The 24,861-nt window shown below is 76.8% G+C and carries 23 protein-coding genes; 8 read left to right on the top strand and 15 right to left on the bottom strand.

All coding sequences use genetic code 11. The features are described 5' to 3' along the window. Positions 1–9: 9 nt before the first annotated feature. A complete protein-coding gene (locus tag CCE01nite_RS00300) occupies positions 10–369 on the bottom strand; it encodes a nuclear transport factor 2 family protein (protein ID WP_034630554.1) in 360 nt (119 codons plus the stop codon). Between the two features lie 78 nt (positions 370–447). On the opposite strand from CCE01nite_RS00300, the gene CCE01nite_RS00295 reads away from it, so the two are divergent. Both CCE01nite_RS00295 and CCE01nite_RS00290 read left to right on the top strand, forming a co-directional pair. Next, on the top strand, positions 448–1,242 hold the full coding sequence (locus CCE01nite_RS00295; protein ID WP_034630557.1) for a MerR family transcriptional regulator: 795 nt from the start codon (positions 448–450) through the stop codon (positions 1,240–1,242). Positions 1,243–1,541: 299 nt separating this feature from the next. Further along, on the top strand, positions 1,542–1,958 hold the full coding sequence (locus tag CCE01nite_RS00290) for a CBS domain-containing protein (RefSeq protein WP_034630562.1): 417 nt from the start codon (positions 1,542–1,544) through the stop codon (positions 1,956–1,958). Positions 1,959–2,145: 187 nt separating this feature from the next. Here CCE01nite_RS00290 and CCE01nite_RS00285 read toward each other — a convergent pair whose 3' ends face one another. The 5 genes from CCE01nite_RS00285 to CCE01nite_RS00265 form a co-directional block, all read right to left on the bottom strand. Continuing rightward, a complete protein-coding gene (locus CCE01nite_RS00285) occupies positions 2,146–3,501 on the bottom strand; it encodes a GntP family permease (RefSeq protein ID WP_034630568.1) in 1,356 nt (451 codons plus the stop codon). Between the two features lie 201 nt (positions 3,502–3,702). Further along, positions 3,703–5,052: a permease prefix domain 1-containing protein gene (locus CCE01nite_RS00280; protein ID WP_034630596.1), complete on the bottom strand. Its 1,350-nt coding sequence runs from the start codon at positions 5,050–5,052 to the stop codon at positions 3,703–3,705. Beyond that, entirely contained in the window at positions 5,052–5,414 is a 363-nt protein-coding gene (locus CCE01nite_RS00275; protein WP_034630573.1) for a PadR family transcriptional regulator, read from the bottom strand. Before CCE01nite_RS00275 ends, CCE01nite_RS00280 begins: the two co-directional genes overlap by 1 nt. 127 nt (positions 5,415–5,541) lie before the next feature. Continuing rightward, entirely contained in the window at positions 5,542–6,117 is a 576-nt protein-coding gene (locus CCE01nite_RS00270) for an MOSC domain-containing protein (RefSeq protein WP_141371825.1), read from the bottom strand. A 17-nt stretch (positions 6,118–6,134) separates the two neighbouring features. Beyond that, positions 6,135–7,391 (bottom strand): saccharopine dehydrogenase family protein, encoded by a 1,257-nt coding sequence (locus CCE01nite_RS00265; RefSeq protein WP_141371824.1) that lies wholly within the window; start codon positions 7,389–7,391, stop codon positions 6,135–6,137. Positions 7,392–7,587: 196 nt separating this feature from the next. Between CCE01nite_RS00265 and CCE01nite_RS00260 the strand changes: the two genes are divergently transcribed. Beyond that, positions 7,588–7,968 (top strand): glyoxalase superfamily protein, encoded by a 381-nt coding sequence (locus tag CCE01nite_RS00260; RefSeq protein WP_034635439.1) that lies wholly within the window; start codon positions 7,588–7,590, stop codon positions 7,966–7,968. Between the two features lie 197 nt (positions 7,969–8,165). Then, positions 8,166–8,567, top strand: coding sequence for a four-helix bundle copper-binding protein (locus tag CCE01nite_RS00255; RefSeq protein WP_034635441.1), 402 nt, complete (start codon positions 8,166–8,168; stop codon positions 8,565–8,567). 27 nt (positions 8,568–8,594) lie between these two features. Here CCE01nite_RS00255 and CCE01nite_RS00250 read toward each other — a convergent pair whose 3' ends face one another. Next, a complete protein-coding gene (locus tag CCE01nite_RS00250) occupies positions 8,595–9,488 on the bottom strand; it encodes an NAD(+)/NADH kinase (RefSeq protein WP_034635444.1) in 894 nt (297 codons plus the stop codon). Position 9,489: 1 nt separating this feature from the next. Then, positions 9,490–10,494 (bottom strand): SPFH domain-containing protein, encoded by a 1,005-nt coding sequence (locus CCE01nite_RS00245; RefSeq protein WP_034635447.1) that lies wholly within the window; start codon positions 10,492–10,494, stop codon positions 9,490–9,492. A gap of 83 nt (positions 10,495–10,577) precedes the next feature. On the opposite strand from CCE01nite_RS00245, the gene CCE01nite_RS00240 reads away from it, so the two are divergent. Beyond that, entirely contained in the window at positions 10,578–11,279 is a 702-nt protein-coding gene (locus CCE01nite_RS00240; protein ID WP_034635449.1) for an NUDIX hydrolase, read from the top strand. Positions 11,280–11,549: 270 nt separating this feature from the next. After that, a complete protein-coding gene (locus CCE01nite_RS00235) occupies positions 11,550–13,160 on the top strand; it encodes a non-homologous end-joining DNA ligase LigD (protein ID WP_034635451.1) in 1,611 nt (536 codons plus the stop codon). A gap of 137 nt (positions 13,161–13,297) precedes the next feature. Here CCE01nite_RS00235 and CCE01nite_RS00230 read toward each other — a convergent pair whose 3' ends face one another. Both CCE01nite_RS00230 and CCE01nite_RS00225 read right to left on the bottom strand, forming a co-directional pair. Next, entirely contained in the window at positions 13,298–13,930 is a 633-nt protein-coding gene (locus CCE01nite_RS00230) for a hypothetical protein (RefSeq protein WP_034635454.1), read from the bottom strand. Continuing rightward, positions 13,927–14,394, bottom strand: coding sequence for a DNA-binding protein (locus CCE01nite_RS00225; RefSeq protein WP_246056233.1), 468 nt, complete (start codon positions 14,392–14,394; stop codon positions 13,927–13,929). The genes CCE01nite_RS00230 and CCE01nite_RS00225 overlap by 4 nt, the downstream gene beginning before the upstream one ends. Positions 14,395–14,538: 144 nt before the next feature. On the opposite strand from CCE01nite_RS00225, the gene CCE01nite_RS00220 reads away from it, so the two are divergent. Next, the gene (locus CCE01nite_RS00220; protein WP_141371823.1) at positions 14,539–15,996 is read left to right on the top strand and encodes a PEP/pyruvate-binding domain-containing protein; all 1,458 of its coding nucleotides are present in this window, start codon (positions 14,539–14,541) and stop codon (positions 15,994–15,996) included. A 14-nt stretch (positions 15,997–16,010) separates the two neighbouring features. Here the strand turns inward: CCE01nite_RS00220 and CCE01nite_RS00215 are convergent, their stop codons facing one another. Next, complete coding sequence (locus tag CCE01nite_RS00215; RefSeq protein ID WP_141371822.1) at positions 16,011–16,283, bottom strand: acylphosphatase; 273 nt, start codon at positions 16,281–16,283, stop codon at positions 16,011–16,013. 236 nt (positions 16,284–16,519) lie between these two features. Between CCE01nite_RS00215 and CCE01nite_RS00210 the strand changes: the two genes are divergently transcribed. Next, positions 16,520–20,377 carry a DUF11 domain-containing protein gene (locus CCE01nite_RS00210; RefSeq protein WP_141371821.1) on the top strand — a complete coding sequence of 1,286 codons (3,858 nt, stop codon included), beginning with the start codon at positions 16,520–16,522 and terminating at the stop codon, positions 20,375–20,377. Between the two features lie 33 nt (positions 20,378–20,410). On the opposite strand, the gene CCE01nite_RS00205 is transcribed toward CCE01nite_RS00210, so the two are convergent. The 4 genes from CCE01nite_RS00205 to CCE01nite_RS00190 all read right to left on the bottom strand — a co-directional run bounded on the left by CCE01nite_RS00205 (position 20,411) and on the right by CCE01nite_RS00190 (position 24,731). Further along, positions 20,411–21,166: a class I SAM-dependent methyltransferase gene (locus CCE01nite_RS00205; protein ID WP_141371820.1), complete on the bottom strand. Its 756-nt coding sequence runs from the start codon at positions 21,164–21,166 to the stop codon at positions 20,411–20,413. Positions 21,167–21,454: 288 nt separating this feature from the next. Further along, entirely contained in the window at positions 21,455–22,825 is a 1,371-nt protein-coding gene (locus CCE01nite_RS00200; protein WP_141371819.1) for an FAD-binding oxidoreductase, read from the bottom strand. A 71-nt stretch (positions 22,826–22,896) separates the two neighbouring features. Next, the gene (locus CCE01nite_RS00195) at positions 22,897–23,739 is read right to left on the bottom strand and encodes an ABC transporter permease (protein WP_141371818.1); all 843 of its coding nucleotides are present in this window, start codon (positions 23,737–23,739) and stop codon (positions 22,897–22,899) included. Next, entirely contained in the window at positions 23,736–24,731 is a 996-nt protein-coding gene (locus tag CCE01nite_RS00190; protein ID WP_141371817.1) for an ATP-binding cassette domain-containing protein, read from the bottom strand. Before CCE01nite_RS00190 ends, CCE01nite_RS00195 begins: the two co-directional genes overlap by 4 nt. Positions 24,732–24,861 lie beyond the last annotated feature (130 nt).

Here is a 24,861-nt window from a genome sequence, read left to right as displayed (position 1 = left end):
CGGTGGGGCTCACGCCTCGTGGTTGGCGATGACGAGCTCGGTCACGAGGTCGCCGCGCAGGGTGAAGCGGTAGTCCAGGTCGGCCACGCCGCCCGGGAAGGTGCCCTCGAGGCGCAGCGTCACCACCCAGTGGTCGTCGTCGACGCGGCGGGCGCCGATCTGCTCGGTGGTGTACTCGAACTGCGCGCCGGCGTCGCGCAGGAACGCGTGCGCCTTGTCGCGGCCTCGGAAGGTCTCGTCCTGGTCGACGACCACGACGTCCTCGACGAGGAACGACGAGGCCGTGTCGGCGTCGTGCACGGTGCTGGCGGCGAGGAAGTCGCGGACGGTGGTCGGGAGGATGTCGGAGCTGAGGTCGGTGTGTGTCATGTCGTCACCGTGCGGCCTCGCGGCGCAGGAGGGTCAAGCGTGGGACCCTCCCCCTGGGGGAGCCCCCAGACTGGGCGCGTGCTGACCATCGGGGAGTTCTCGCGTCTGACCCACCTGAGCGTGCGTACGCTGCGCCGGTACCACGAGGACGAGCTGCTCGAGCCGGCCGTCGTGGACGGGGCGACCGGCTACCGCTACTACACCGTCGAGCAGATCCCCACCGCCCAGGTCATCCACCGCCTCCGCGAGCTCGACGTCCCCTTGGGTGACGTGCAGCAGATCCTGCGGACGCCGGACCCCGGCGCCCGGTCCACCTTGGTCGCGGGGCACCTCCGGCGGCTGGAGGCCGAGCTCGACCGCACCCGTGCCGCGGTGACCTCGCTGCGCCGCCTCCTCCAGCCCGACCCCGCGCCGATCGAGGTCGAGCTGCGCGCCGAACCCGCCCGCGAGGTCGCGGCGGTCGAGGCGGTGATCGGCCACGGCGACGTCGAGGCGTGGTTCGCCGGCGCGATGGCCGAGCTGGAGGTGGCCGTCGGCGCGGGCGTGACCGGGCCACCGGGAGGTGCCTACGACAACGCCCTGTTCGAGGAGGGCCGCGGCCGGGTGCTGGTCTACCTGCCGACCTCCCGCCCACCGCGCACCGGACGGGTGCACGCCGTGACCCTGCCCGCCGCCGAGCTGGCGGTGACCACCCACGTCGGCGAGCACGACGGGGTCGACGTCACCTACGGCGAGCTCGGTGCCTGGGTCGTGGAGAACGCGATGTCGGTGGCCGGGCCCGTCCGGGAGGTCTACCGCGTAGGGCCTCGCGACACCGGCGACCCAGCCGCCTGGCGCACGGAGATCGGATGGCCGGTCTTCCGGGTGACATGACGGCTCATGGATGGACCTGTCGGGTTGCCCGTCCTGCGGGAGGCGCCGCGGCCTGGTGCCCTGGTCGGGCTGCCCGGCGACCGCACCAGGGTCGGCCTTTCCGACCTCGATGTCGGGGGCCGGCCGCGTCATGGTCGACCACCTGCCCCGCCTGGGACACCGCGAGATCGTGCTCGTCGCACAGCCCGAGCACCGGGTCCGCGCCGAAGGGTCTGCGGATGCGGGTCCCCGCGGCGTGCTGAACAGTGGAGGCGATGTCGAGCGCACGCTCGAACCGCACCGCGCACCAGGAGGTACACATGGCACGCACCGTCTCGAGCCTCATGACCCCGCACCCCACCGTCGTCGAGGTGACCGACACCCTGCACGCCGTCGCGCAGACGATGGCCCAGCAGGACGTCGGCGCGCTGATCGTGGCGGAGGACGGCGCGGTCGTCGGCATCGTCACGGACCGCGACCTCGTCGTCCGCGGCCTCGCCGCCGGGATCGGCCTCGACGCGCCGGTGGGCCAGCTCGCGTCCGAGGAGCTCGTCACGGTCGGCCCGGACGACGACGTCGCCGAGGTCGTGCACCTCATGCGCGAGCGTGCCCTGCGGCGCGTCCCGGTGGTCGAGGGGGACCAGGCCGTCGGCATCGTGACGATCGGCGACCTCGCCGTCGCGCTGGACTCCGACTCCGCGCTCGCGGACATCTCGGCCGCGCCGCCGCAGGACTGACGCCGGGGAGCACCGGGCGGCGCAAGGGGCGCGGGGACGGCGGTCCTCGCGCCCCTTGCTGCGTCAGGCGAAGGGGCGCGACGAGGACGCGTCGCCGGTCCGGTCCGGCCTGGCCCGGTGCGCTCGCTGACGGGGCGCGCGCCGGACGTCGTCGCGCACTGCCGACAGCTCGGGGTCGCCCGGCCGCCTACGCGAACAGCGACACGACCAGCACCATCGGCAGCGACACCGCCGACGCGATCGAGGTGCCCAGCGTCAGGGTCTTGAGGCTGCCCTTCGTCGACAGCCCGAGCAGCGCCTTGAACATCCAGAAGAAGTTGCTGTTGACCTGGAGCGCGAACATCGCGCCCGAGGCGATCGCGAGACCGATGACGATCGGTGCGACGTCGAGCGACGTGAGCACCGGGGCGATGATGCCCGCGGCCGTGATCGCGGCGACGGAGACCGACCCGATCGCGAGGTGCAGGAGCGCCGCGATGAACCACGCGAGCAGGACGCTGAGCAGGACGGGTGCGCCGGCGTCCGCCTGGAACAGCCCGGCGAGGACCTGGTCGAGGTCCGTCCGGGTGATGACCGCGCCGAGCGAGCCGCCCACGCCGGTGATGAGCAGGATCTCGCCGGTCGTGTGGAACCCGTCGTCGAGCGCGTCGTCCGTGCGCTGCCGGCCCGCCGTCCGGCGGGAGAGCAGGTAGGCACCGAGCAGGCCGACGAACAGCGCGACGTTCGCGTCACCGACGAACTCGACGAGCGGGGTGGCGAAGCCGAGCAGGTCGGCGAACGCGCCGAACCCGATCATGACGAGCGGCACGAGGATCGGCAGCAGCATGAGCCACAGCGGCAGCGGGCGGTTCGCGGACGGCTCCTCGGCACCCGCGGCGGCGTGCGCCTCCTGCTCGACGAGCGCGTCGTCCACCTCCTCGTCGGACTCCGGCTTCCAGAACCCGCCGCGCAGGACGAGCCGCATGACCAGGCTCGTCAGGACGGCCGTGAGCGGGCCGATCACGATCCCGTACAGCAGCCACCGGCCGAGCGGGATGTCGAGCAGCCCCGCGATGGAGATCGCCGCGAGGCCCGGGATCACGAACACGTAGCCCGCGAAGATCCCGGCGCCGAGCGCCGAGGCCATCAGCGGGAGCCCGTTGCGGCCGACGTGCGGCGACGCCGAGCGGGCGACCGGCGACGCGAGGACGACCTGCACGTCGACGTAGATCGACGGGAGGATCGTCGAGAGCAGGGTCGCCATCGCGTACGGCAACCGCGTCGCACCGACCGCGCGGACCAGCACGCGCACCATCCGCTGGAACGCGCCGGTGGAGTGCAGCAGCGCCCCGATGAGCACCCCGAAGCCGATGAGCAGCCCGACCTCGGTCATGATCTCGCCGAAGCCGACCGTGATCGCCTCGATGGTCCCCGCGAAGCCCACGCCCGACGCCAGGCCGAGGTAGAGCGAGGCGAGGATCAGCGAGATCACCGGGTTCACCTTGAACCGGATGATCAGGCCGATGGCCAGGACGATCGCGACGGCGGTGTGCAGAGCGACCACGCTGAGCTCCTCGCGTCCGTGTGCCCCCTGTCCCGGCACGGCGCCGGCACGGTCCGGCACGACGCCGGCACGGTGCTCACGAGCATGTCGTGGGCGGGGTCGGACGTCCATCGCTGCGACACCCTCGCGCGCAGGCAGCCTCCGCCCGCGCCCGCGCCCGCGGCGCGCCCGGCTCCGGCCCCGGGCGCGCCGCGGTGCGGGTCAGACGAAGCCGAAGACCGGCGGGAAGGCGACGACGACGACGGCCGCCCACGCGGCGTAGACCGGGAGATACCGCGTCTGCCAGCGCTCGAGCGTCGCGAACCCGGCCTGCCGGCGCAGGAAGCGCGCCGTGAGCCACGCGGAGCCGACGAGGTGGACCAGCAGCAGGACGTTGAGGCCGAGCGCGGCGACCCGGTTGGGGCTCGACCCGAGCTCCGCGATGCGGGTCAGCATCGCCGTCAGCATCACGGCGTCGACGGCGAGCGCCGCGACCACGAGCACGAGCTGGAGCGCGTCGAACACCCCGGGCGGCGCGAGCGGGTCGCGCGCCGAGATCGAGTACAGCAGCAGGCACAGCACGAGCACGAGGATCGCGTCCATGAGGATGAGCAGGTCGCGGTCGACGTCCGCGAGGCCGCCCGAGGACAGCAGCACGACGAGCACGGCGAGCAGCATGACGATCGTCAGCGGCGTGAACACCCGCGTGAGGACCGGGGCGATGTTCTCCACGACGTTCTTCTTGGCCTCGACGAGCCAGGCGGCGACGACGAGCGCGCCGGGCACCGCGAACGGCAGGATCCAGTCCTCCATGACGGGCTCGAGGTCGACGCCGAGGGCCGCCAGGACGGCGAACGTCAGCCCGATGAGCACGCCGCCGCCGAGCGCGAGGAGCGTGAGGTAGATCGCGAGCTCGCCGGTGAACCGGGCGAAGTCCATCCGGCCGCGGTCGGACCGCCACCGGCCGCCGACGTACGCCAGGCCGAGCAGCAGCCACAGGACGACCGGCGTGTGCACGACGGTGAGCACCTCGGTCGAGCCGCCGCGCGCGAACGGGTAGACGTTGACCACGACGGCGACGGCGGCGAGCGCCGCGACGAGCGCCGCCGCGACCGGGACGGTGAGCCGGCGCTTCCACGCGAAGTACGCGGCGACGAACGGCACGACGAGCACGCCGACGTTCCGGGCGAGCGCGTTCTCGTCGGTGATCCAGGCCGCGCCCGCCTTGACGGCCAGGCCGGCGCCGACGGCGAGCCCGAGCACGACCGCGAGCTCGCGCCAGGACGGGGACCCGGTGTCGTCCGGGCCGTCGGGCACGAGCGCGAGCTGCTTCCACAGCCGCTCGGAGTGCTCGCGGGCGAACTCGCGCGACACGGCGTCGAGGTTGCCGAGGCGCTTGATCGCGATGAGGAACGACTCCTCGTCGTCGAGCCCGGTCGCCTGGAGGTCGGCGACCTGGCCGCGCAGGTGGTCCTCGAGCTCCTCGACGTCGGCGGTGGAGATCGCGCGGCGACGCTGGACGTACCCGCGCCAGCGGTCGACCTGCGCCTCGAGCTCCGCGTGCTGCTCCATCACGCCCACCCCTCCACGAGCCCCGCGGGGCGCTGGGCCTGCTGCCAGACCTGCCGCAGCGCGTCGGCGACGACCGTCCACTGCTCCTGGCGGTCGGTCAGTGCCTCGCGGCCGGCGGGCGTGAGCGCGTAGTGCTTGCGCCGTCGCCCCGCCTCGGACGTGCTCCACGACGACGACACGTAGCCGACGCGCTCGAGCCGGTGCAGGAGCGGGTAGAGCATCCCGTCGGTCCACTGCATGCGTCCGCCCGAGAGCTCGCCGACGCGCTTGAGGATCGCGTAGCCGTACTGCTCGCCGTCGGAGAGGATCCCCAGCACGAGCGGTGTGGCCGAGGCGGCCACGAGGTCCTTGTCGATGCGCACATCGCCTCCATACCTAGATCTGCAGGGTATCGACCCTAGCGCTGCTACGTATGCGCCGAGGCGCGTCCGTGCGGAGATCTCGTGCGGGCGACGTGGACGTCGGGGGACGCCGGGTGACCGGCGCCGGTCAGGCGGGCCGGGGTGCGCGGCGCGCGGGCCCGGGAGCACCCGCCCGGGCTACGTCGAGCGGGACCGGGCTGACGAGCGTGGCCGGTCCGCGCCGCAGCGTCCCGGTCGTGAGCGGTCGGCAGCGCAGGCCGCCCCGGCCCCGCATCGCGGCGTGCGCGCCCGGCGCGAGCACGCGGTCCATCCACGCGCACGGCGCCGCAGGCCGCGCGGCCCGCAGGCGCACCGCGCCGCCGGGCTGCTCCAGCACGAGCTCCTCGCCGAGCAGCGGGGGCAGCTCGGCGCCGCGCAGGACGACGTTGCGCCGCGCGCGCAGCGGGTCGAACGGGGGAGCGCCGAGCTCCGCGGCGATGGCCTCGAGCGCCTCGGCGGACAGCAGGGTCACCGCGGCGTCGGCGTGCGCGGCGTGCCCGAAGAACCGGTCGCCCACGATGCCCTTGCCCGCGACGACCTCGACGCTCGCGGCATCGGTCGTGGGGACGTCCGCAGCCCCGTCGCGCGGGCGGCCGGCATAGGCGTGCCGCGGTGAGACGAGCAGGTGCACGATCTCGACGTCGTACCGGTGGACCGCGCTCACCCGACGAGTCTGCCCCGTCAGCGGCCCCGACCGGCCGGCGCGGGCCGGAGCTCCACGACGCCGTAGGTGTGGCCCGCGGCGCGCAGCCGGTCGACGAGGGCGTCGCCGAGGCCGGTCGCCGGGGTCAGCGAGCCCGCCCGGTCCGGCAGCCGGTCCTCGTCGAGCGCGAGCGCGAGGCCCGCCTCGCCGATCATGACCGCGGTCGCGGCGTACCCCGGGTCGCCCTGCGCCGCCGCGACGGCCCGGTAGCGGCGGCCCGACGTGGTGATCGCGTCGGTCTGCATCCGGAACCAGCCCTGCGCGCGCGTCTCCTCGGACGGGCCCGTGCCCGGCGCGGGGAGCGCCCGGTCGAGCAGGGCTCGCGTCGGCGGGAACGCCATCGCCGCAGGCAGCAGCCCGCGCGCTGCGGTCACCCCGAGCGCGGCGGCGGCCCCGCGCGCGCCGCGTCCGACCCCCATGACCTCGCCGTAGCGCAGCGAGCGCCCGTACGCCCAACCCTGCAGCGCGTTGCTGCGCCGCACGACGCGGCTGTTGAAGGACGCCATGAGGAACGGCGCGGTCCAGCCCCCGTCCGGCCCGCGGTGCGGCGGCGGCGCGTCCGACGGCTGCGGCAGCGACGTCTCGGCGGCCCGGTCGGGGCTGAGCGAGAACGGGTCGGCGAGGACCCGCCGAGCGTCGGGGGAGCGCAGCGCCTCCGCGACCACGCCGCGCATCGACTCGACCGTGCCGCCGCTGAACCCGCCGCGCGCCGTCGCCACGAGCCGGGCCTCGGTCAGGGTCCCGGCATCGTCGGCGGCGCTGCGCCGGTGCAGCAGCAGGACGCTGAGGTCCGACGGCACGGAGTCGTAGCCGCACGCGTGCACGAGGCGTGCGCCGGACCCGCGCGCGACCGCGTCGAACCGGTCCGCCGCCTCGCGCACGAACAGCACCTCGCCGGTGAGGTCCGCGTAGTGCGTGCCCGCCCGGGCGCACGCCTCGACGAGCGGCAGGCCGTGGCGGGCATACGGCCCGACGGTCGTGACGACGACGCGCGCCGCTCCGGCGAGGGCCGCGAGGGACTGCGGGTCGTGCGCGTCGGCGACCACGAGCGGCCAGGCGCCGGCCGCGGCCGGGAGGGCGGAGCGGGCCTCGGCGAGCCGGGCGTGCGAGCGACCCGCGAGGGCGATGCGGGCCGTCGGCGGTGCGTGCTCGGCGAGGTGCGCCGCCACGAGCCGGCCGACGAAGCCGGTCGCGCCGTACAGGACCAGGTCGTGCGCGCGCTCGGCGGTCGTCATCGCGCGATGCTCGCGCGGTGCACCGGGGCGCGCAACCGCTCGCACCGTCGCCCGGGCGCGTCCCGGACGGCGCGCAGGAAGGGGCGAAGGGGCAGCCCGCCGCGCCCGTCCGGGGCTGTCGCGGCCGCGGTCGTCGGCGGGACGATGGGGGACCGCCGCCGGCGTCGGGTCGGCGGCCCGGTCGGTGGAGGCCCCCGTGGACTTCAGGCTCGAGCTCGTGATCGTCCCGGTCAGCGACGTGGACCGCGCCAAGGCGTTCTACGCGGACCAGCTGGGGTTCGGCGTCGACCAGGACAACGTGGTCGCCGAGGGGCTGCGGTTCGTGCAGGTCACGCCGCCCGGCTCGGCGTGCTCGATCGCCTTCGGGCTCGGTCTCTCGGACGCGGAGCCCGGATCGGTGCGCGGGCTGCAGGTGGTCGTCGACGACGCCGACGCCGCGCGCGAGCACCTGCTCGCGCGCGGCGTCGAGGCGCCGCCCGTCGAGGACTACCCGTGGGGCCGGTTCACGGGGTTCCGGGACCCGGACGGCAACGAGTGGTCGGTCCAGCAGCTGCCGGACCGCTCCGGCCAGGGCTGACGCGGCGGCGGTGCGGTCGTCGGTCCGCGCCCGACGGGACGCCGGCTGCGGGGCCCCGCCGCGGGGCCGTGTCCGGTCCGCACCCGCGTGCGACCCGGCGGGCGCCGCCCTAGCGTGGAGGGGTCATCGGCGGTGCACGTCCCCACCCGCGCGACGGGCGTCCTCCGCCTCCGGAGCGACGTCCGCTGGAGGGCGACATGCAGACCACCGCGATGATGAGGAGCTACCCCGCCTCGATCACCCTGGACCGGGGGCTCCTGGCCCGCGTCGTCGACGTCGCGATCGAGTGCGCGCAGGCGTGCACCGCGTGCGCGGACGCGTGCCTCAGCGAGGAGATGGTCGCGGACCTGCGCACGTGCATCCGCGGCGACCTGGACTGCGCGGACGTGTGCGAGACGACGGGCCGGGTGCTGTCCCGGCACACGGGCTACGACGCGAACGTGACGCGCGCGCTGCTCACCGCGTGCATCGCGGCGTGCGTCGCGTGCGGCGACGAGTGCGAGCAGCACGCCGGGATGCACGAGCACTGCCGGATCTGCGCCGAGGCGTGCCGGGCGTGCGAGGCGGCGTGCGGCGACCTGCTCGCGGCGATCGGCTGAGCGCCCCCGCGGACGGTGCCGAGGCCGTCAGACCACGAGCCGGAGCCGGCGCTCCGCGAGCCCCAGGCGGACGGTCTGGCCCCACGTCGCGGTCAGCCGGTCCGCCTCGAGCCCGTCGCCGAAGACGACCAGCGAGTCCGAGCCCACGACGAGCCCGAGCTCGGTGCCCGCGGCCAGCGTCCCCGCCGTGAGCGTCGTCCCGGTGCTCGGCGAGGGCCACGCCTCGCGCACGAACCAGGCGAGCGCGGCGTCCGCCGCACCGGGAAGCGGGGGAGCGTCGGCCCGTCCTCGGGCGAGCGACACGGCCCACCCGGTGGCGCCCGTCCCCGTCGTGACGACGACGCCCGAGGAGTACTGCGCCTCGCTCGCACCGCCCGGGACGTGCAGCGCGTACCGGGCCGACTGGTGGCCCGCGTGCCCCACGTAGACGTCGTTGAGCGCCTCGAGGGACGTGCCGTCGTCGAGCGACGCGCGCACGAGCGCCCGGGGCTCGACGCGGGCGGCGCCGCGCACGACCGCGTCGAGGACCTGCGCGACGGCCGCCGGGCGGTGGCGCACGAGCACGCCCGGGTTGCGCCCGGGCTCGGGGTCGACGCCCACGACCGGCTGGGAGCCGACGTACTTCGCGGTGTTGGCGACGAGCCCGTCGCTCCCGACGACGAGGCACACGTCCTGCGGCTCGAACGCGAAGCGGTGCAGGTCGTCCCGGTCGACGTCCCCGCGGCGCCAGTGCGCCGGGACCGCGGCCCGGGTCCGCGCGAGCGCGTCGGCGAGGGCGTCGTGGCTCGCCTGCACCTCGGCGAGGTCGCGGCCGCGCGTCCGCAGGAAGAACTCGGCCTGGCCGCGGGTGCCGTGGCGGTCCACCAGCTCGTCGAGCGCGCTGCGGCGGTGCACGACGACCACGCGCGGGGCGAGCGTCACGTCACTCACCCCGCCCGGCGGTCAGCGCGGTGAGGGCGCCGGTCAGCGCGTCCGGGGTGAGCGTGAGCTGACCGATCGCGGGCAGGTTCCCGGCGAGCTCGCGCAGCGCCACGGCGAGCAGCACCTCGTACGGCACGTCGGCGTAGGCGGCCATGCGGGCGCTCTCGGCGGCGCCCTCGGCCTCGCCCTGCAGCCGTGCCGCCTCGGCCGCGGCGGCGGCGAGCACGCGCTGGCGGTCCGCGTGCGCCCGGGCCTCGATGAGTGCGGCGGCGGCGGCCTCGTCCGCCCGGGCGCGGGCGTTGGTGCCCTCCTGCGCGACGAGCTGCTGCTCGCGGCCCGCGAGCTCGATGCGGTTGGTCATCTCGTTCTCGGCGATCGCGCGATCGCGCTCGACGGCCAGCGCGCGCCGCTCGAACGTCGACCGCTCGGCCTCCGACTGCGCCTGCTCGCGAGCCGGCGTCTGCAGCGCACGCTCGAGGTCGGCGTCCGCCCGGACCGAGCCGATGCGCGCGCCGAGCACGCGCAGCCCGGTCGCGGCGACCCGGTCGTCGGCCAGCAGGGCCGCGGTGACCCGCGCGCGCAGCGGCCCGGTCCCCGAGGAGATCGCCTCACGCAGCGTGCTGCCCGCGAGGGCGTCCATGACGTGGCCCGACGCGAGCTCCCCGAGCAGGTGCGCGACCTGGTCGAGCGGGCTCGCCGTCCACGTGCCGGTGCCGGGGTCGATGCCGAAGTCGAGCCGCCGGGCGACGAGCTCGGGGTCCTCGAAGCGGTAGCTCACGGTGACCTGAGCGGTGACCTCCTGGAGGTCGGCGGTGCGGGCGCGGGCCACGAGGGGCAGCTCGCGGTCGTCGACGGGGACCTCCGACAGGACCGCTGTCAGCGGGCGGAACCAGAACGAGAGCCCGGTGCCGGAGCGCCGGACGGTGCCGTCGCGCAGCTGCACGACGTGCGAGGTGGGGGCCGTCCGGAGGTGCCGGACGAACGGGTAGCGGGTGATCGTGGCCACGGGGGCCTCCTTCGTTTTGTCGTCGCCATGACGATAAAGCGGCGCGTGCTTAATCGTCAAGTTGACGATATAGAGTGGCCGGCATGGGACCCCGCGACTACACGCCGTCCGCCTACCCCCGGTTCGCGGTGACCGTGGACCTCGTCGTGCTCACGCTGCGGACCGGGACCTTGCAGGTGCTGCTCGTCGAGCGCGGCGAGGAGCCGTTCCGCGGGCAGCGGGCCCTGCCGGGCGGGTTCGTGCGCCCGGACGAGGGGCTCGACGCCGCCGCGGAGCGCGAGCTCGCCGAGGAGACCGGGCTGCGGGACGTCCCCGGTCACCTCGAGCAGCTCGGCTCGTACGGGGAACCGGGCCGCGACCCGCGCATGCGCGTCGTGTCCGTCGCGTACCTCGCGCTCGCGCCCGACCTGCCGGAGCCCCGCGCGGGGACCGACGCGGACGCCGCGGACTGGGTCCCGGTCGACGACGCGCTCGGCGCCCCGCTCGCCTTCGACCACGCGCGCGTGCTGGCCGACGGGCTCGAGCGGGCGCGGGCGAAGCTCGAGTACAGCCCGCTCGCGACCGCGTTCTGCCCGCCCGAGTTCACCGTCGCCCAGCTCCGTCTGGTCTACGAGAGCGTGTGGGGCCAGCGCCTCGACCCGCGCAACTTCCACCGCAAGGTCACGGGCGCGCCGGGGTTCCTCGTCGACACCGGGCGGACCCGCACCGAGGGGCGGGGGCGGCCCGCGACGGTGTACCGGCGGGGCGACGCGACCGCGCTGCACCCGCCGCTCGCGCGGGAGTGACCGTCGGGCACCCGACGGTCGCGCGCGAGTGACGTCCGGCACCGACGGTCGCGGGGGAGTGACCTCCCGCAGGCGACGGTCGCGGGGGAGTGGCGTCCCGCAGGCGACGGTCGCGCCGAACCGCTGCCCGCGTCCGCGCGTCGCGCACGGGAGCGACGGACCGGCGCACACGTGCGGCCCGCTGCCTCCCGTCCTAGCGTGAGCAGCGCGCGCCGCACGGCACGCTGCGTCGCCCGGGCGGTCCGCGGGCCGAGGTGAGGGAGCCAGGTGGTGGCAGCGCGGGAGCGGCAGACCGGCGAGCTCGAGACGTACCGGGCGATGCGAGACTTCGCCCGGACCCCCGAGCCGTCCGGCACACCGGCGCCCGACCCCGCCGACGGGCTGCGGCGCTTCGTCGTGCAGCGCCACCGGGCCCGCCGCCTGCACTACGACGTGCGCTTCGAGATCGACGGCGTGCTCGTGAGCTGGGCGGTCCCGCGGGGGCCGACGCTCGACCCGAAGGTCCGGCGCATGGCGGTGCACGTCGAGGACCACCCGCTCGAGTACGCGGACTTCGAGGGCGTCATCCCGTCCGGGGAGTACGGCGGCGGCGACGTCATCGTGTGGGACCGGGGCACGTGGGTGCCGTACAAGAGCGACGACCCCGGCGCCGAGGTCGCGCACGGCGAGCTGCACGTCGAGGTGCACGGGACGAAGCTGCACGGGCGGTTCGTGCTCGTGCGCAGCGGCGGGCCCGACGCGCACGGCAAGGAGCAGTGGCTGATGCTGCACAAGCGCGACGACCACGCGGTCGAGGGCTGGGACGCCGAGGACCACCCGCACTCGGTGCTGAGCGGCCGGACGAACGACGAGGTGCTCGCCGACCCCCACCGGCTGTGGCGCTCGGACCTCCCGGCGGCGCAGGCGTCGGTCGCGCTGCACCCGGAGGTCGCCGCCCCGACCGACGACGAGCTCGCCGCGCTCGACGACCTCGGCTCCGGCGGGACGTGGGAGGTGCACGGCCGCAGGCTCAAGGTGACGAACCTCGACAAGGTGCTGTTCCCGGCCCGGCCCGGCGAGGAGCCCGTGACCAAGCGCGAGCTCGTCCGGTACGCGGCGCGCATCGCCCCCGTCGCCCTGCCGTACCTGCAGGGGCGCGCGCTCAACATGCACCGGTTCCCGCAGGGCGCGGGCGGCTCGGGGTTCTGGCACAAGGAGCTCCCCGGGCACGCGCCCGACTGGCTGCCGCGCTGGGACCGGCCCGACGTCGAGCCGGGCGACACGCGCACGTACCTCGTGGTCGACGAGCCCGCCGCGCTCGTGTGGGCCGCGAACTTCGGGGCCCTCGAGTGGCACGCGTGGACGTCGCCGACGGCCGAGCCGCAGCGTCCGAGCTACGCGCTCGTCGACCTCGACCCCGGGACGTCCACGGCGTGGGAGGACGTCGTGCTGCTCGCGCGGCTGCACCGCGACGCGTTCGAGCACCTCGGCGTGCAGGCCCAGCCCAAGCTCACGGGCCGGCGCGGCATCCAGATCTGGATCCCGATCGCGCCCGGCCCGGCGTTCGACGACACGCGCGCGTGGGTCGAGCGGGTCTCGCGCACGGTCGGCGCCGTCGTCCCCGAGCTCGTGAGCTGGCGCTGGGGCGTGCACGAGCGCGGCGGGCTCGCGCGGCTCGACTACACGCAGAACGCGATCAACAAGACGCTCGTGGCGCCGTACAGCCCGCGCGCGGCGGCCGGGGCGCCGGTGTCCGCGCCGATCACGTGGGACGAGCTCGACGAGGACTGGCTGCGGCCCGACGCGTTCACGCTGCGCACGGTGCTCGACCGGGTCGCGGAGCGCGGCGACCCGTTCCGGGCGGTGCTCGCGCGTGACCAGGTGCTGCCGCCGCTCACGTGAGCCGGCGCGGGGGCGGGCCCGGGCGCGGGGCTGGCCTCGGGGCGCGGCCCCTCCCGCCCTGCGGCTTCGGCGGTGCGGGTCGCGCCCTCCGCGGCTGCGGCGTACGGGCTACGCGCCGCGGGGCAGCGGCGTGCGGGTCACACGCCGCGGGGCAGCCCGAGCGTCGCGAGCAGGTCCTCGTGCAGCTCGAACCACACGGTGTGGCACGAGTCCTCGCCGGTGCGGTTGACCCAGCTCCCGTCGCCCGCCCGGACGCGGTCGAGCGCGGCGGAGAACCGCCGGTCGTAGCCGGCGAAGCGGTCGAGCACCGCGACGAGCCCGTGCACCACCGCGACGAGCTCCCGGGCGAGCGCGTCGAGCTCGGAGACCACCAGGCCGTCCCATGCGGGGTCGGTGTGGTCGTTCTCCGCGAGCGGGTCGCCAGGCCGGGGCCGCAGCTGCCAGCCCGTGCACGCGCCCTGCAGCCGGTCGTTGAGCGGCCCGAACGCCTCGAACGTCGCCGAGACGGCCTCGCGCCCGCCCGGCACGGCGGCGAGCTCCGCGGCGAGGAGCCGCTCGCCGTGCGCCCGCCCGCGGTCGGTGAGCGACCAGCCGCCGAGCCCGGCGAACTCCGACCACGCGACGCGCCCGAGCGCCTGCTCGTCGAGCAGGAGCTCCTCGGCGACGCCGGGATCGAGCGTGAAGCGCCGGGCGGCCGACGCGACGTCGGTGAAGCCGCGCAGCCGGACGGCGTGCAGGACGAGCAGCTCGTCCGACGACGCGCGCGTCACGGCGTGCGCCCCTGCCCGCCGCGCGACCGCCGGGTCAGCAGGCGGTCGAGGCGCTGCTGGCAGGCCTGCGGCGAGTTCATGCCGAGCGCGTCGGCCATCTGCGCCCACGTCAGGCCGGCCGCGCGTGCGGTGAACAGCAGCGCGGTCTCGAGCTGGTCGAGCTCGGCGCGAGCGGCCGGGAGCAGCGCGAGGGCGGCGCGCGCGGCGTGGGCGTCGTCGGGGCCGCCGGGGTCGTGCGGTCGGGTGCGGCCGGCGTCGCCGCGTGCCGACCGCCACAGGAAGAAGCGCACGAGGTCGACGGCGGACGGCGGCATCCCGGCGGGCTCCCAGGGCCGGGCGTCGAGGTCGGCCGCCCCGAGGTCGAGCAGCAGCGTGCGGGCCGCGCTCTCGGAGCGCGCCTGCGCCTGGTCGGCGCGTGCGGCCTCCGCTGCCTGTGCGGCCCGCGCGGGGTCGTTGTGGTCCACGCGCCGACCGTGCATCATCAACGGGACGTTGTCAACGATCAGTTGATGCGCAGCGGCGGTCGCGGCGGCCGAGCGCCGTGACCGCCCGTGGGAGTCCCGGTGGCGGACGCGCTCGCGGTCGCGGCCCGGCGATGCGGAGGACCTGTGCTCGTACCCCTGGAGGACGCGACCATCGACGTCGCGGGCGGCAAGGCAGGGACGCTCGGGCGCCTCGTGCGCGCCGGTCTCCCGGTGCCTGCGGGCGTCGTCGTGCCGCTCGCCGTGTACCGCGCGGCGGCGCAGCGGCTCGACGTGCCCGGGCTCGTGCGGCTCGGCGGTCCCCGGGCGGCGCAGCGGGCGCTCGAGGCGGTCGACCTGCCCCGGATGCTCGTCGACGAGCTCGCGCGGGCGCTCGTGCGGCTGGGCGACGGGCCGGTCGCCGTCCGCTCGTCGGCCACCGGGGAGGACGGCGCGACGCGCTCCGGGGCGGGGCAGCACCTCAGTCGCCTCGGGGTCCGGGGCGTCGACGAGGTCGTGGACGCCGTGCGGGCGTGCTGGGCGTCGCTCTGGTCGCCCGAGGCGGTCGCGTACCGGCGGCTCGACGACGACCAGGACGTCGGCGGCCCCCGAGCCGCCCGCGACGCCGTCTCCTCCGGAGGCTCCCGCGAGGACCTCGGCTCCGGAGGCTCCCGCGCGACCGCCGGCTTCCCGGGCTCCCGACACGCTTCGGGTTCCGTGGGCGCCCCCGACGCCGCGGGGTCGCGCGACGCCCCCGAGACGGCGGTGCTGGTCCAGCGGCACGTCGACGCCGACGTCGCGGGCGTGCTGTTCACGGGTCGCGCGCCCGGCGACCCCGTCGTCGTCGAGGCGTCGTGGGGGCTGGGGGAGTCGGTCGTCGGCGGGCACGTCACGCCCGACCGGCACGTGGTCGACGCCGCGGGCGCGGTCGACACCGTCGTGGGCGCCAAGGTCACGCGCGCCGACCGCGCGGGGGCGAGCGTCGTCCGGACGGCGGTGCCCGACGGGCTCGCCGGTGCGCGGTGCCTCGACGACGCCGCCGTGCGCGGGCTCGCGGGGCTGGGGCGCGACCTCGCGGCGCTGCTCGGGGGGCCGCAGGACGTCGAGTGGGCGCTCGCGGGCGGCGTCGTCCACGTGCTGCAGGCGCGTCCCGTGACCGCCGGGCTGCCGGGAGTGCCCGGGCGCGGTGGTGACGCTGCGGGGGCGGGCGGCTCCGTCGGCGGTGCTCCCCCGGGGGGCGGTCCCGCCGCCGCCGCACCGGACGAGCAGGCTGCCGGCGCCGGGGACGTCCTCGTCGGGGTCCCCGGGAGCCGCGGCGTGCGTCGAGGGACGGTGCGCGTCGTCGCCGGGCCCGAGGGGTTCGCCGCCGTCCGGCCCGGGGACGTCCTCGTGTGCCGGTTCACCGACCCGGCGTGGACGCGGCTGTTCGGCGTGGTCGCGGCGGTCGTGACCCAGACGGGCGGGGTGCTCTCGCACGCGGCGGTCGTCGCGCGGGAGCACGGGATCCCGGCGGTCCTCGCGGTGCCCACGGCGCTCGACGCGCTGCGTGACGGCGAGGTGGTCGAGGTCGACGGCTCGGCGGGCACGGTCCGGCGCGTGCGCTGACGGCTGGGTCCGGGTCAGTCCGCGATCCGGAAGTCGGGCAGCCCCTCGGGCTCCTCGTCCACCACCTCGGCCGCGGTCACGTGCGCGTGGGACGGCCCGCGCCGCGCCCAGTCGACCAGCCGGTCGACGGCCTCCGGCTCTCCCTCGGCGACCGCCTCGAGCGCGCCGTCGGGCCGGTTGCGGACCCAGCCGCGCACCCCCAGCGCCTGCGCCTCGCGCGCGCAGGCCCAGCGGAAGCCGACCCCCTGGACCTCGCCGCGGACGACCACCCTGCGACGGACGACCATCGGCCCAGTGTGCGCCGGGCGGCGTGCGCCGACCCCCCGGCCGGCGTCCGCCGCCCCGCCGCCCGGCGCCGCCCGGCCGGTCCCGTCAGGCGCTCTGCCCTTTGGGGCCGGTCGCCTCACCCCATCGTCTGCCCCGCGCCCGTGCGGGGGCCGGCGCGCGCCCCGGCACAGTGGAGGCGACGGCGTCCGTGCCCGTGCGGCGCGCGGCGTCCCGGGCGACAGGACGGCGGTTCGACGTGCGGCGCAGCTCACCGGTGCTGGTCCTGGCCCTCGCATGCGTCGTCGGCGGCGCCGGGGCGCTGCCCGCCGCGCCGGCGTCGCAGCACGGGCTCGGGCGTGCCGGGCTGCCCGCCGCGGTCACGGACCCGGTGGACCCGCGCCTGGCGTTCACGCAGGACCGGGACGAGCTCGCGTCCGCGCTCGTGCGCCGCGTCGACCTGGGCAAGGGCGGTCCCTACCGGTACGAGGCGCAGCCCAGCTCGGGCGACGTGCCGCTCGCCGACGCCGCCGCCGCGCACACCGGGGAGGCCTCGGGGCCCACGGGGGTCGAGGCCGGCTTCCCGGCCTGGGTGAGCACGACGGGCGGCGACGCGGACGGCGAGGTGTGGGTCGACCCGCCGGACTCCGACAGCCCACCGGTGCGCGTCACGTGCGCGAACGACGCCGTCGAGACCCACCCCGTCGTGTCCCCGCGCGGCGACGCGGTCGCGTACGCGTCCGACGCGGCCGGGGGCTGGGACATCTGGGTCACGCCGCTCGCGGGGTCCTGGTCGGGGTGCACCGACGAGGAGCCGCTGCCCGCGGTCCGCATCACGACGGACGCCGCGGCCGACACGTGGCCCGCGTGGGCGCTCCTCGGGTCCGTGCTGGTCTTCAGCAGCGACCGCCCCGACCCCGGGGCGCCGCCCGCGCAGGCCGGCGTGCCGACGCTCGGCGACCTCTTCGGCGTCGAGGTGGACCTCCGCGCCGGCGGTGAGGCGGGGCTGCGCCGCCTCACGCGCGGACCGGACGCGGACACGCAGCCCGCCGTGCTGCCCTACAGCGACGACGTCGGGCCGATCCACGTGGTGTTCACCACGACCCGGTACCGCTCCGACGGCTCGCTCGCGTCGCTCGCGCTGCCCGACGGTCTCGCCGGCGGCGCCGAGCCCGAGGTGGTCCCGCTGTGGGTGGGCCCCGAGGGCGGGGCGGTCACCCAGCCGCCGAGCGCGGAGGCGGCGTTCGCCCCGGGCGGCGCCGAGCTGTTGCTGACGACGACGCGCGACGACCGGTTCGGCGACGTCCACGTGACGCGGCTCGTCCGGGACGCGACGACGACGCCCGTGCGCGCCGACGCGGGCTCGCTCAGCCCGGTCGCCGCGGTGGCGGGCGTCGCGGAGTCGCACGGTGCCTTCCTCGGGGCGTTCGTGTTCCCGGACGTCGGGCAGGCCGAGGCGCGCGTCCTGGTGACCCGGCGCAGCCACGACGCCGACGTGGCCGACGTCGTCGCCGCGGACGGCCGGGACCGGCGGGTCGTGGGAGCGTCGACCGAGACCGTCGCCGGCGCGCCCGTCCGGCTCGACGACGTCGGCCCGGCGTACTCCCCGGACGGGGCGGAGCTCGTGCGCGCGGTCGGCGACCTCGACCCACCGGCGCCGAGCCTGCCCGCGCCGGGGTACCGCCTGGTGCGGGCGGCGGCCGACGGGTCGGGCGCCGCGCCGCTCGACTACGCGCGCGAGCCCGGGGACGTCGACGTCGACCCGGCCTGGTCGCCCGACGGGACGCGCGTGGCGTTCGTGCGGTACCGGGCCCTGCCCGGCGCGGGCTACGGGCCGGCGCGGATCTGGGTCGTGACGCTCGCGACCGGGGACACCGTGCAGGTCGGGGAGCCTCCCGGCGAGCCGCTCCTCGAGCACGTCGACCCGGCGTGGTCGCCCGACAGCACCCGCCTCGCGTACAGCAGGCTCACGCCGCCCACCGACGTCGCCGTCGCCGTGGCCGCGACGCCCGCGACCGTGACCTCCGGGAGCACGACGCGGATCGGCGTGACCGTCTCGGCGTCCGGGCCGGCGACCGCCGTGGACGTGCAGGTCGGCTTCGGCGGGCTCACGCTCGCGCCCGCGGCGACGCTCCCGCGCGGCTGCGGAGCCGTGGACGACGGCGCGGTGTGCCGCCTGCCGGGGCTCTCGGGCGCCGAGCTCCTCGCATTCGACCTGACCGGCGTGACGAACGGGCCGTACACCGTGACGGCGTCGGCGGCCGGCGAGGCGCGCGACGCCCGCCCGGCGAACGACTCGGCGTCGACGGTCGTGACGGTGCTCCCGGTCGCGGACGTCGAGCTCGCGCTGAGCCCCACGACCGTGCGCCCGGGCGGCTCGGTGACGGCGACCGTGACCGTGGCGGTCCGCGGCGGTCCCACGAGCGTCGACCTGCAGCTCGACGTGCCCGCCGAGCTGAGCCTCTCGGTGTCCGAGGGGAGCCCGTGCACCGTCGCGACCCCGCCGAGGACCGCGCGCTGCCCCCTGCCGGTCGTGTCGACGCCGCTCGAGCTGCCGGTGACGGTCACGCGCGCGGGCGGTCCGGACACGCAGGGCACCGTCTCGGTCCGGGCGGTACCCGGCGGCAGCGGCATCCCGGACAGCGCGTCCGCGGAGCTCGACTACGTGCCGGACCCCGGCCCGCGGCTCGCCGCCGGCACCGGGGCGGGGTCCGCCTTCGAGCGCCTGACCACGACCCCCGCGGGGCGCACCGCCGCGTCGCTCGTCGGGCTCGCCGACGCCGCGCTGCGTGCGGTGGCCGCCGGGACCGGTCCGCGACGGGCGGCGGGTGCCGGCGCCGCGGCCGCCCCGGCCGCCGGGGGTGTCGCGCTCGGCGCGCTCGTCCCCGCTCGCTTCATCCCCGCGGCCCCGGCGACCGCGGAGCTCCACGTGATGGACGCCGCGGACGGGTCGGGCGACGTCACGCTCACCGATCCGTCGGCGTGCGGAGGCGTCGCGGGCTGCTCGCCGCTCCCGCTCGACGGCCGGCACCCCGACTGGTCGCCCGACGGGGCGCGCCTCGCGGTCGAGCGCGACGGCGCGGTCCACCTCGTGGCGCTCGCGGGCACGGGCGGACCCGACGTGCCCGAGGTCGTCACCGCCGTCACGCAGCTCACCGGCCTCCGGCCCGACGGGACCCCGACCGCGTCGCGCGCGTCGCTCTCGGTCACCGAGGACCCGGCGTGGTCGCCCGACGGCGCCGAGCTCGCCGTCGCGGGGCAGCCCGCCGGGCAGCCCGACCAGCGCGGGATCTACGCGCTCGCGCCCGACGGCACCCTGCTCCGCGAGGTCGCCCAGAGCCGCGCGCCCGAGACGGAGCCCGCGTACCAGCCGTTCGTCGTGGTCGACGAGCCCCCGGACGACCCCGCCGCCGACGTCGCGGTCGACGTGTCGGTCGACCGCCCGGAGACGTGGCTCGGTGGGGAGCCGGTCGTCGCGACGGTCGTCGTGACGAACCCGGTGGGCCCCGAGGCCGCGGCGGGCGTGGTGCTGACGCTGGCGTACCCGCCGTCCGCGACCGTCGCGCCCGACCCCGCGTGCCCGCCGCCCGGGACGGTGTGCGCCCTGGGAGCCCTCGCCCCCGGTGCGATCCGCACCCTGACCGCGACGCTGACCTTCCCGGTGCCGGCCCCGCCCGACCCACCGTCGCTCGAGCAGCCCGAGGCGCCCGCGACCGAGGCCGGGCAGGTCCGCGCGAGCGTGACGTCGGCGACGCCCGACCCGGTGCCCGCGAACGACGTGGACGCCGCCGACGTCACCCTGCAGCGCCCGACGCTGCGGCTCCTGCCCGCGGTCAGCCGGCCCGGCACCGTCGTGCTCGCGTACGGCGAGAACTTCCCGCCCGGCGCCGCGGTGGAGCTCGAGTGGTCGTTGGGGATCACGGTCGACCCCGGACCGGCCTTCGTCGACCCGGACGACCGGACGGTGCGGTTCTCGGTGCTCGTGGTGCGGCGCGACCGGCTGGGGCAGCGGACGCTCGACGCGACGAGCCCCGACGGGCTGTTCGGGCTCGTGCAGGGCGACCTGCTCGTCGTGCCGCGCAGCGCCTCGCCGCCCGAGCTCATCGCCCGCGGCTGACGCGCCGGGCGGCGCGCCCCCGGTCCGCCACGCTCAGTCCGGTGCGACCCCGACCGCGTACCGGAACGCGTTGACGAGCCGGTAGCCGCCGGCCTCGGTGCGGAACGGGCGCGCGGCCTCCACGACGGTCCGGTGGCCGGCGTCGGTGCCCTCCGCGTCCTCGCCGAGCAGCACGCCGCGCACGAGGGTCGCGTCGTCGGGCACCTCCCACGGCACCTCGACGAGCCCGGCCGCGACGACCTCGAGCCCGCCGCCGGCGAGCAGCGCCTCGAACCCGCCGGCCTCGCGCAGGGGGCCGTCGGGCGGGACGTCCTCGTCGGCGGCCGCCGCGACCGCGCGCTGGACCACGTCGAGGTCGTTGAGCGCCCCCTCGGCCCACGACGCGACCGCGACGCGACCGCCCGGCACCGCGACGCGCACCGCCTCGGCGAGCGCGTCGGTGATGCTGCCCGCGAGCTGGAGCGAGTTGACGGCGGTCACGACGTCGAAGCGGGCGTCGTCCCACGGCAGGGCGTCCGCCGGGGCGACGCGCACGTCGGCGCCGGGGACCAGGGCGCGCGCGAGGGCGACCATGCCGGGCGCGGGGTCGACGCCGGCCGGGTGCGCTCCCGAGGCGTCGACGTGCGCGAGCAGCTCACCGCTGCCGCACCCGACGTCGAGCACGCGCGTCCCCGGACCGACGCCGGCCGCCGTGAGGATCGTGCGCCGCACCGGGTCGGCGAACCCGCCCCACAGCTCCGCCCAGCCCTCGGCGACCGCCGACCAGGGGTCCTCGTCGGCTCCGTCCACGTGGCGTGCTCCTCGCGCGTCGCGCCGGGTGCGACGGGCCCGGCGCCCGTCCGCGGCCCGGACGCGACCAGTGTGCCGTCGGCGCCGGTCCGGCGCGCGCGAGCGGCGCCCGAGCCCGCCGGGGCACGGCGGGGCGTCGCGACACGCCGTCGGCGCCGATCACCGCTCGGCCAGGACCACCGGCCGCGATGCGCGACCCCCGGTTCAGCCGCGACCGCGGGACAGGCGCCGGTCGCCGCTCGGCCGCGACGGCGGTCCGGCGTCGACCCAGGCCCTTGCGCCGACCGCTCAGCCGCCGATCGCGGCGACCGCCGACAGCACACCGTCCGGGTCGTACCGGCGCTTGGCCGCGAGCAGCCGGTCGGCGTTCGCGCCGAAGCCGAGGCGCGTCCGGTCGGCGTCGTCGGGCCCGAGGATGTTCGGGTACCCGCCGGGCAGGGCGCCGGGCGCCAGCGCGGAGGCGACCCGCGACACCCACGCGTGGTGCGCCGCCGCGGTCGCCGTGGGGTCGGCGTCGTCCGGCGCCCACGACGCGATGACCTCGGCGAGCAGGTGGTCGCGGCGCAGCGCGAACGCGGTCGTGTCCGGGGTGACCCGGGCGGCGGCGCCGTGGAAGTGGTGCAGCGCGAGCAGCGACGACGGCGACGGCGAGGTCGTGGCGGCGTCGGCCAGCGTGCGGATCGCGTCGTCGGTCAGCCCGGGCAGCCAGCGGGTGCCGAGCGCGTAGTGCCGGCCGGGCGCGGAGCCGGCCTCGAACATCCGGATGAGCTCGGGGTAGGGCAGCGGCGCGACGCCGCCGCCGAGCGGGGTGCCGAGCCGGGTCAGCGGTGCCACCGCGCGCTCGCCGGCGGTGAGGTCGCCGCTCCAGGTGGGTGCGACGAAGACCGCGGGCGTGCCGGTCGGGCCGGTGACGAACCCGGCCATCACGGTGAGCTCGTCGGGCGCGGCTGCCAGCACGTCGCGGTAGCCGCGGAGCACGTCGACGGCCTGCTCCTGCGGGTACAGGACCATGCCGCCGAGGACCTGCCCGAGCGGGTGCAGCCGGTAGCGCGCCGCGGTCACGACCCCGAAGTTCCCGCCGCCCCCGCGCAGCGCCCACAGCAGCTCGGGGTCGCCGTCGGGGCCGGCCGTGACGTGCGTGCCGTCGGGCAGCAGGACGTCCGCCGAGAGGAGGTTGTCGAGCGCGAGCCCGAACCGCCCGACGAGGCCGCCGTAGCCGCCGGCCAGCGTCATGCCGGCCATGCCGACGCTGCGCACGACCGCGGTCGCCGTGCCGAGGCCCTGCACCGCTGCGGGGTCGACGACGTCCGCCACGAGCGCACCGCCCTGCGCGTGCGCGACCACCGCACCGGCGTCGACCCGCACGGCGCGCATCGCCGACAGGTCGAGCACGACCCCGCCGTCGAGCACCGCGCGCCCGGCCCAGTCGTGCCCGCCGCCGCGCACCGCGAGCGGGACCCCGTGCTCGCGCGCGAGGAGCAGCGCGGTGCGGACGTCGTCGGCGTCGGCGCACCGGACGACCACCGCGGGCCGCCGGTCGACCGCGCCGTTCCAGACGGTCCGCGCCGCGTCGTACCCGGCGTCCTCGTGCTGCCACACCTGCCCGCGCACGCGCTCGCGCAGCCGCGCGCCGACGTGGGACCCCGTCATCTGCGTCATGAGGGTGAGGACCCCCTCCCGGTGCGCCTGATACCCACGCCGACGCGCGGGCCGACCTCGCCCCCGGCCGCTCAGTGCGCGTCGCGGTACCGCCACATGGTCAGCGAGCCGAAGACCGCGACGAGCGCCGCGGCCCACACGAGCGTGAGCGTGATGCTGCCGCCCGCGTCCACGCCGCCCATGAGCGAGCGGACCGCGGTCACGAGGTGCGTCACGGGGTTGACCTCGACGAACGCCTGGAGCCAGCCCGGCATCGTCGCGGGGTCCACGAAGATGTTGCTGCCGAACGTGAGCGGCGTGATGACGAGCATGCTCGCGCCCATCACGGACTGCGACGTGCGCAGCAGGAGGCTCAGGAACGTCCAGATCCAGCCCAGCGCGAACGCGAACACGAGGAGCAGCAGCACGCCGAGCGCGACGCCGACCACGCCGCCGCCGGGCCGCCAGCCCAGGAGCAGCCCGAGCGTGAGGGTGACGAGCGAGGAGATCGTGAACCGCACGGCGTCGCCCAGCAGCATCCCGACGAGCGCCGACGGCCGCCAGATCGGCAGCGAGCGGAACCGGTCGAACACGCCCTTCTCGATGTCGGTGCGCAGGGTCGTGCCCGTGTACATCGTGATCATGATGACGCCCTGGACGAGGATCCCGGGCAGCAGGAACTGGATGTACTCCTCGGTGCTCCCGGCGAGCGCGCCGCCGAACAGGAACGTGAACAGCAGCGTGAACATGACGGGGAAGATCGTCACGTCGATGAGCTGCTCGGGGACGTGCTTGATCTTGAGCAGCGCCCGCCAGCCGAACGTCAGGGACGTCGACAGGGCGCTCGGCGGCGCGGGGCGCTCGGTGCTCGCGAGCGCGGACAGGATCGCCGACGTCTGCGCGCCGGGCGTGCTGCGGGTGGCCTCGAGCGTCATGCCGCGTCCTCCTGGGTCGTCGTGGTGCCGGTCGCGCCGGTGGTCGGCGCCGCGTCGGCGTGGTGGCCGGTGAGCGCGAGGAAGACCTCGTCGAGCGTCGGCTGGCCGAGCGAGAACTGCGCGAGCCGGAGCCCGGAGGCGTCGAGCGCCGTGAGCGCGCGGGTCGCGAGCGCGGGGCTCTCGACGTTCGCGTCGAGCGCGGCCGGGTCGGCCTGGGTGCGGACCTCGACGCCGAGCTCGCGCTCCAGGACGTCCCGGGCCGCGTCGCGGTCCGCCGGGTGCATCACGCGCACGTGCAGCGACCCGGAGCCGACGGACGCCTTGAGCTCGCTCGACGAGCCCTCCGCGATGACCTTGCCGCGGTCGATCACGCTGATCCGGTCCGCGAGCTGGTCCGCCTCGTCGAGGTACTGCGTGGTCAGCAGCACGGTCGTGCCGCACGCGACCATCGCCCGCACGATGTCCCAGACCTCGTTGCGGCTGCGCGGGTCGAGGCCCGTCGTCGGCTCGTCGAGGAACAGCAGCTCGGGGGTCACGACGATGCTCGCCGCGATGTCGATGCGCCGGCGCATGCCGCCCGAGTACTTCTTGACCTGCTGGGTCGCGGCCTCGGTGAGCCCGAACGCCGCGAGCAGCTCGTCGGCCCGGCGCGTCGCCGCACCGCCCGTGTACCCGAACAGCCGGCCGAGCAGGCGCAGGTTCTCCCGCCCGGTCAGGTCCTCGTCGACCGACGCGAACTGCCCCGTGAGGCTCACGCGCCGGCGGACCTCGCGCGACTCGTGGACGACGTCGTAGCCGAGCACGCGCGCGGTCCCGGCGTCCGGGGTCGAGAGGGTCGCGAGCATGTGGATCGTCGTCGTCTTGCCCGCGCCGTTCGGCCCGAGGAACCCGTGCACGCCGCCGCGCGGGATCTCGAGGTCGACGCCGTCGACCGCGCGCGTCGCCCCGAACGTCTTGACGAGACCGTGGGTCTCGATGGCCAGGTCGGTCATGCCGCCTCCTCCTCGTGCCGGGCGCAGGTCCTGCCCGGTCGGGGTGCAGACCCGCACGGCCCGCGGAACTCATCGGCCGTCCCGCACCCCGAGGCCCGTCTCGGCGCGCGCGCCGCGTGGTGCGGCACCA

The sequence above is a fragment of the Cellulomonas cellasea genome, assembly GCF_006538745.1.
Lineage (GTDB): Bacteria > Actinomycetota > Actinomycetes > Actinomycetales > Cellulomonadaceae > Cellulomonas_A > Cellulomonas_A cellasea.
Note: the sequence above shows the minus strand (reverse complement) of the source record. Positions and strands in the feature narration are given on the sequence as shown.

Excerpts from the sequence above, each read along its gene's own strand:
- CCE01nite_RS00215 (WP_141371822.1), bottom strand. The coding sequence starts at position 16,283 with ATGGTCGTCCGTCGCAGGGTGGTCGTCCGCGGCGAGGTCCAGGGGGTC.
- CCE01nite_RS00195 (WP_141371818.1), bottom strand. The coding sequence starts at position 23,739 with ATGACGCTCGAGGCCACCCGCAGCACGCCCGGCGCGCAGACGTCGGCG.
- CCE01nite_RS00190 (WP_141371817.1), bottom strand. The coding sequence starts at position 24,731 with ATGACCGACCTGGCCATCGAGACCCACGGTCTCGTCAAGACGTTCGGG.
- CCE01nite_RS00240 (WP_034635449.1), top strand. The coding sequence starts at position 10,578 with ATGGGACCCCGCGACTACACGCCGTCCGCCTACCCCCGGTTCGCGGTG.
- CCE01nite_RS00200 (WP_141371819.1), bottom strand. The coding sequence starts at position 22,825 with ATGACGCAGATGACGGGGTCCCACGTCGGCGCGCGGCTGCGCGAGCGC.
- CCE01nite_RS00300 (WP_034630554.1), bottom strand. The coding sequence starts at position 369 with ATGACACACACCGACCTCAGCTCCGACATCCTCCCGACCACCGTCCGC.
- CCE01nite_RS00290 (WP_034630562.1), top strand. The coding sequence starts at position 1,542 with ATGGCACGCACCGTCTCGAGCCTCATGACCCCGCACCCCACCGTCGTC.
- CCE01nite_RS00255 (WP_034635441.1), top strand. The coding sequence starts at position 8,166 with ATGCAGACCACCGCGATGATGAGGAGCTACCCCGCCTCGATCACCCTG.
- CCE01nite_RS00280 (WP_034630596.1), bottom strand. The coding sequence starts at position 5,052 with ATGGAGCAGCACGCGGAGCTCGAGGCGCAGGTCGACCGCTGGCGCGGG.
- CCE01nite_RS00265 (WP_141371824.1), bottom strand. The coding sequence starts at position 7,391 with ATGACGACCGCCGAGCGCGCGCACGACCTGGTCCTGTACGGCGCGACC.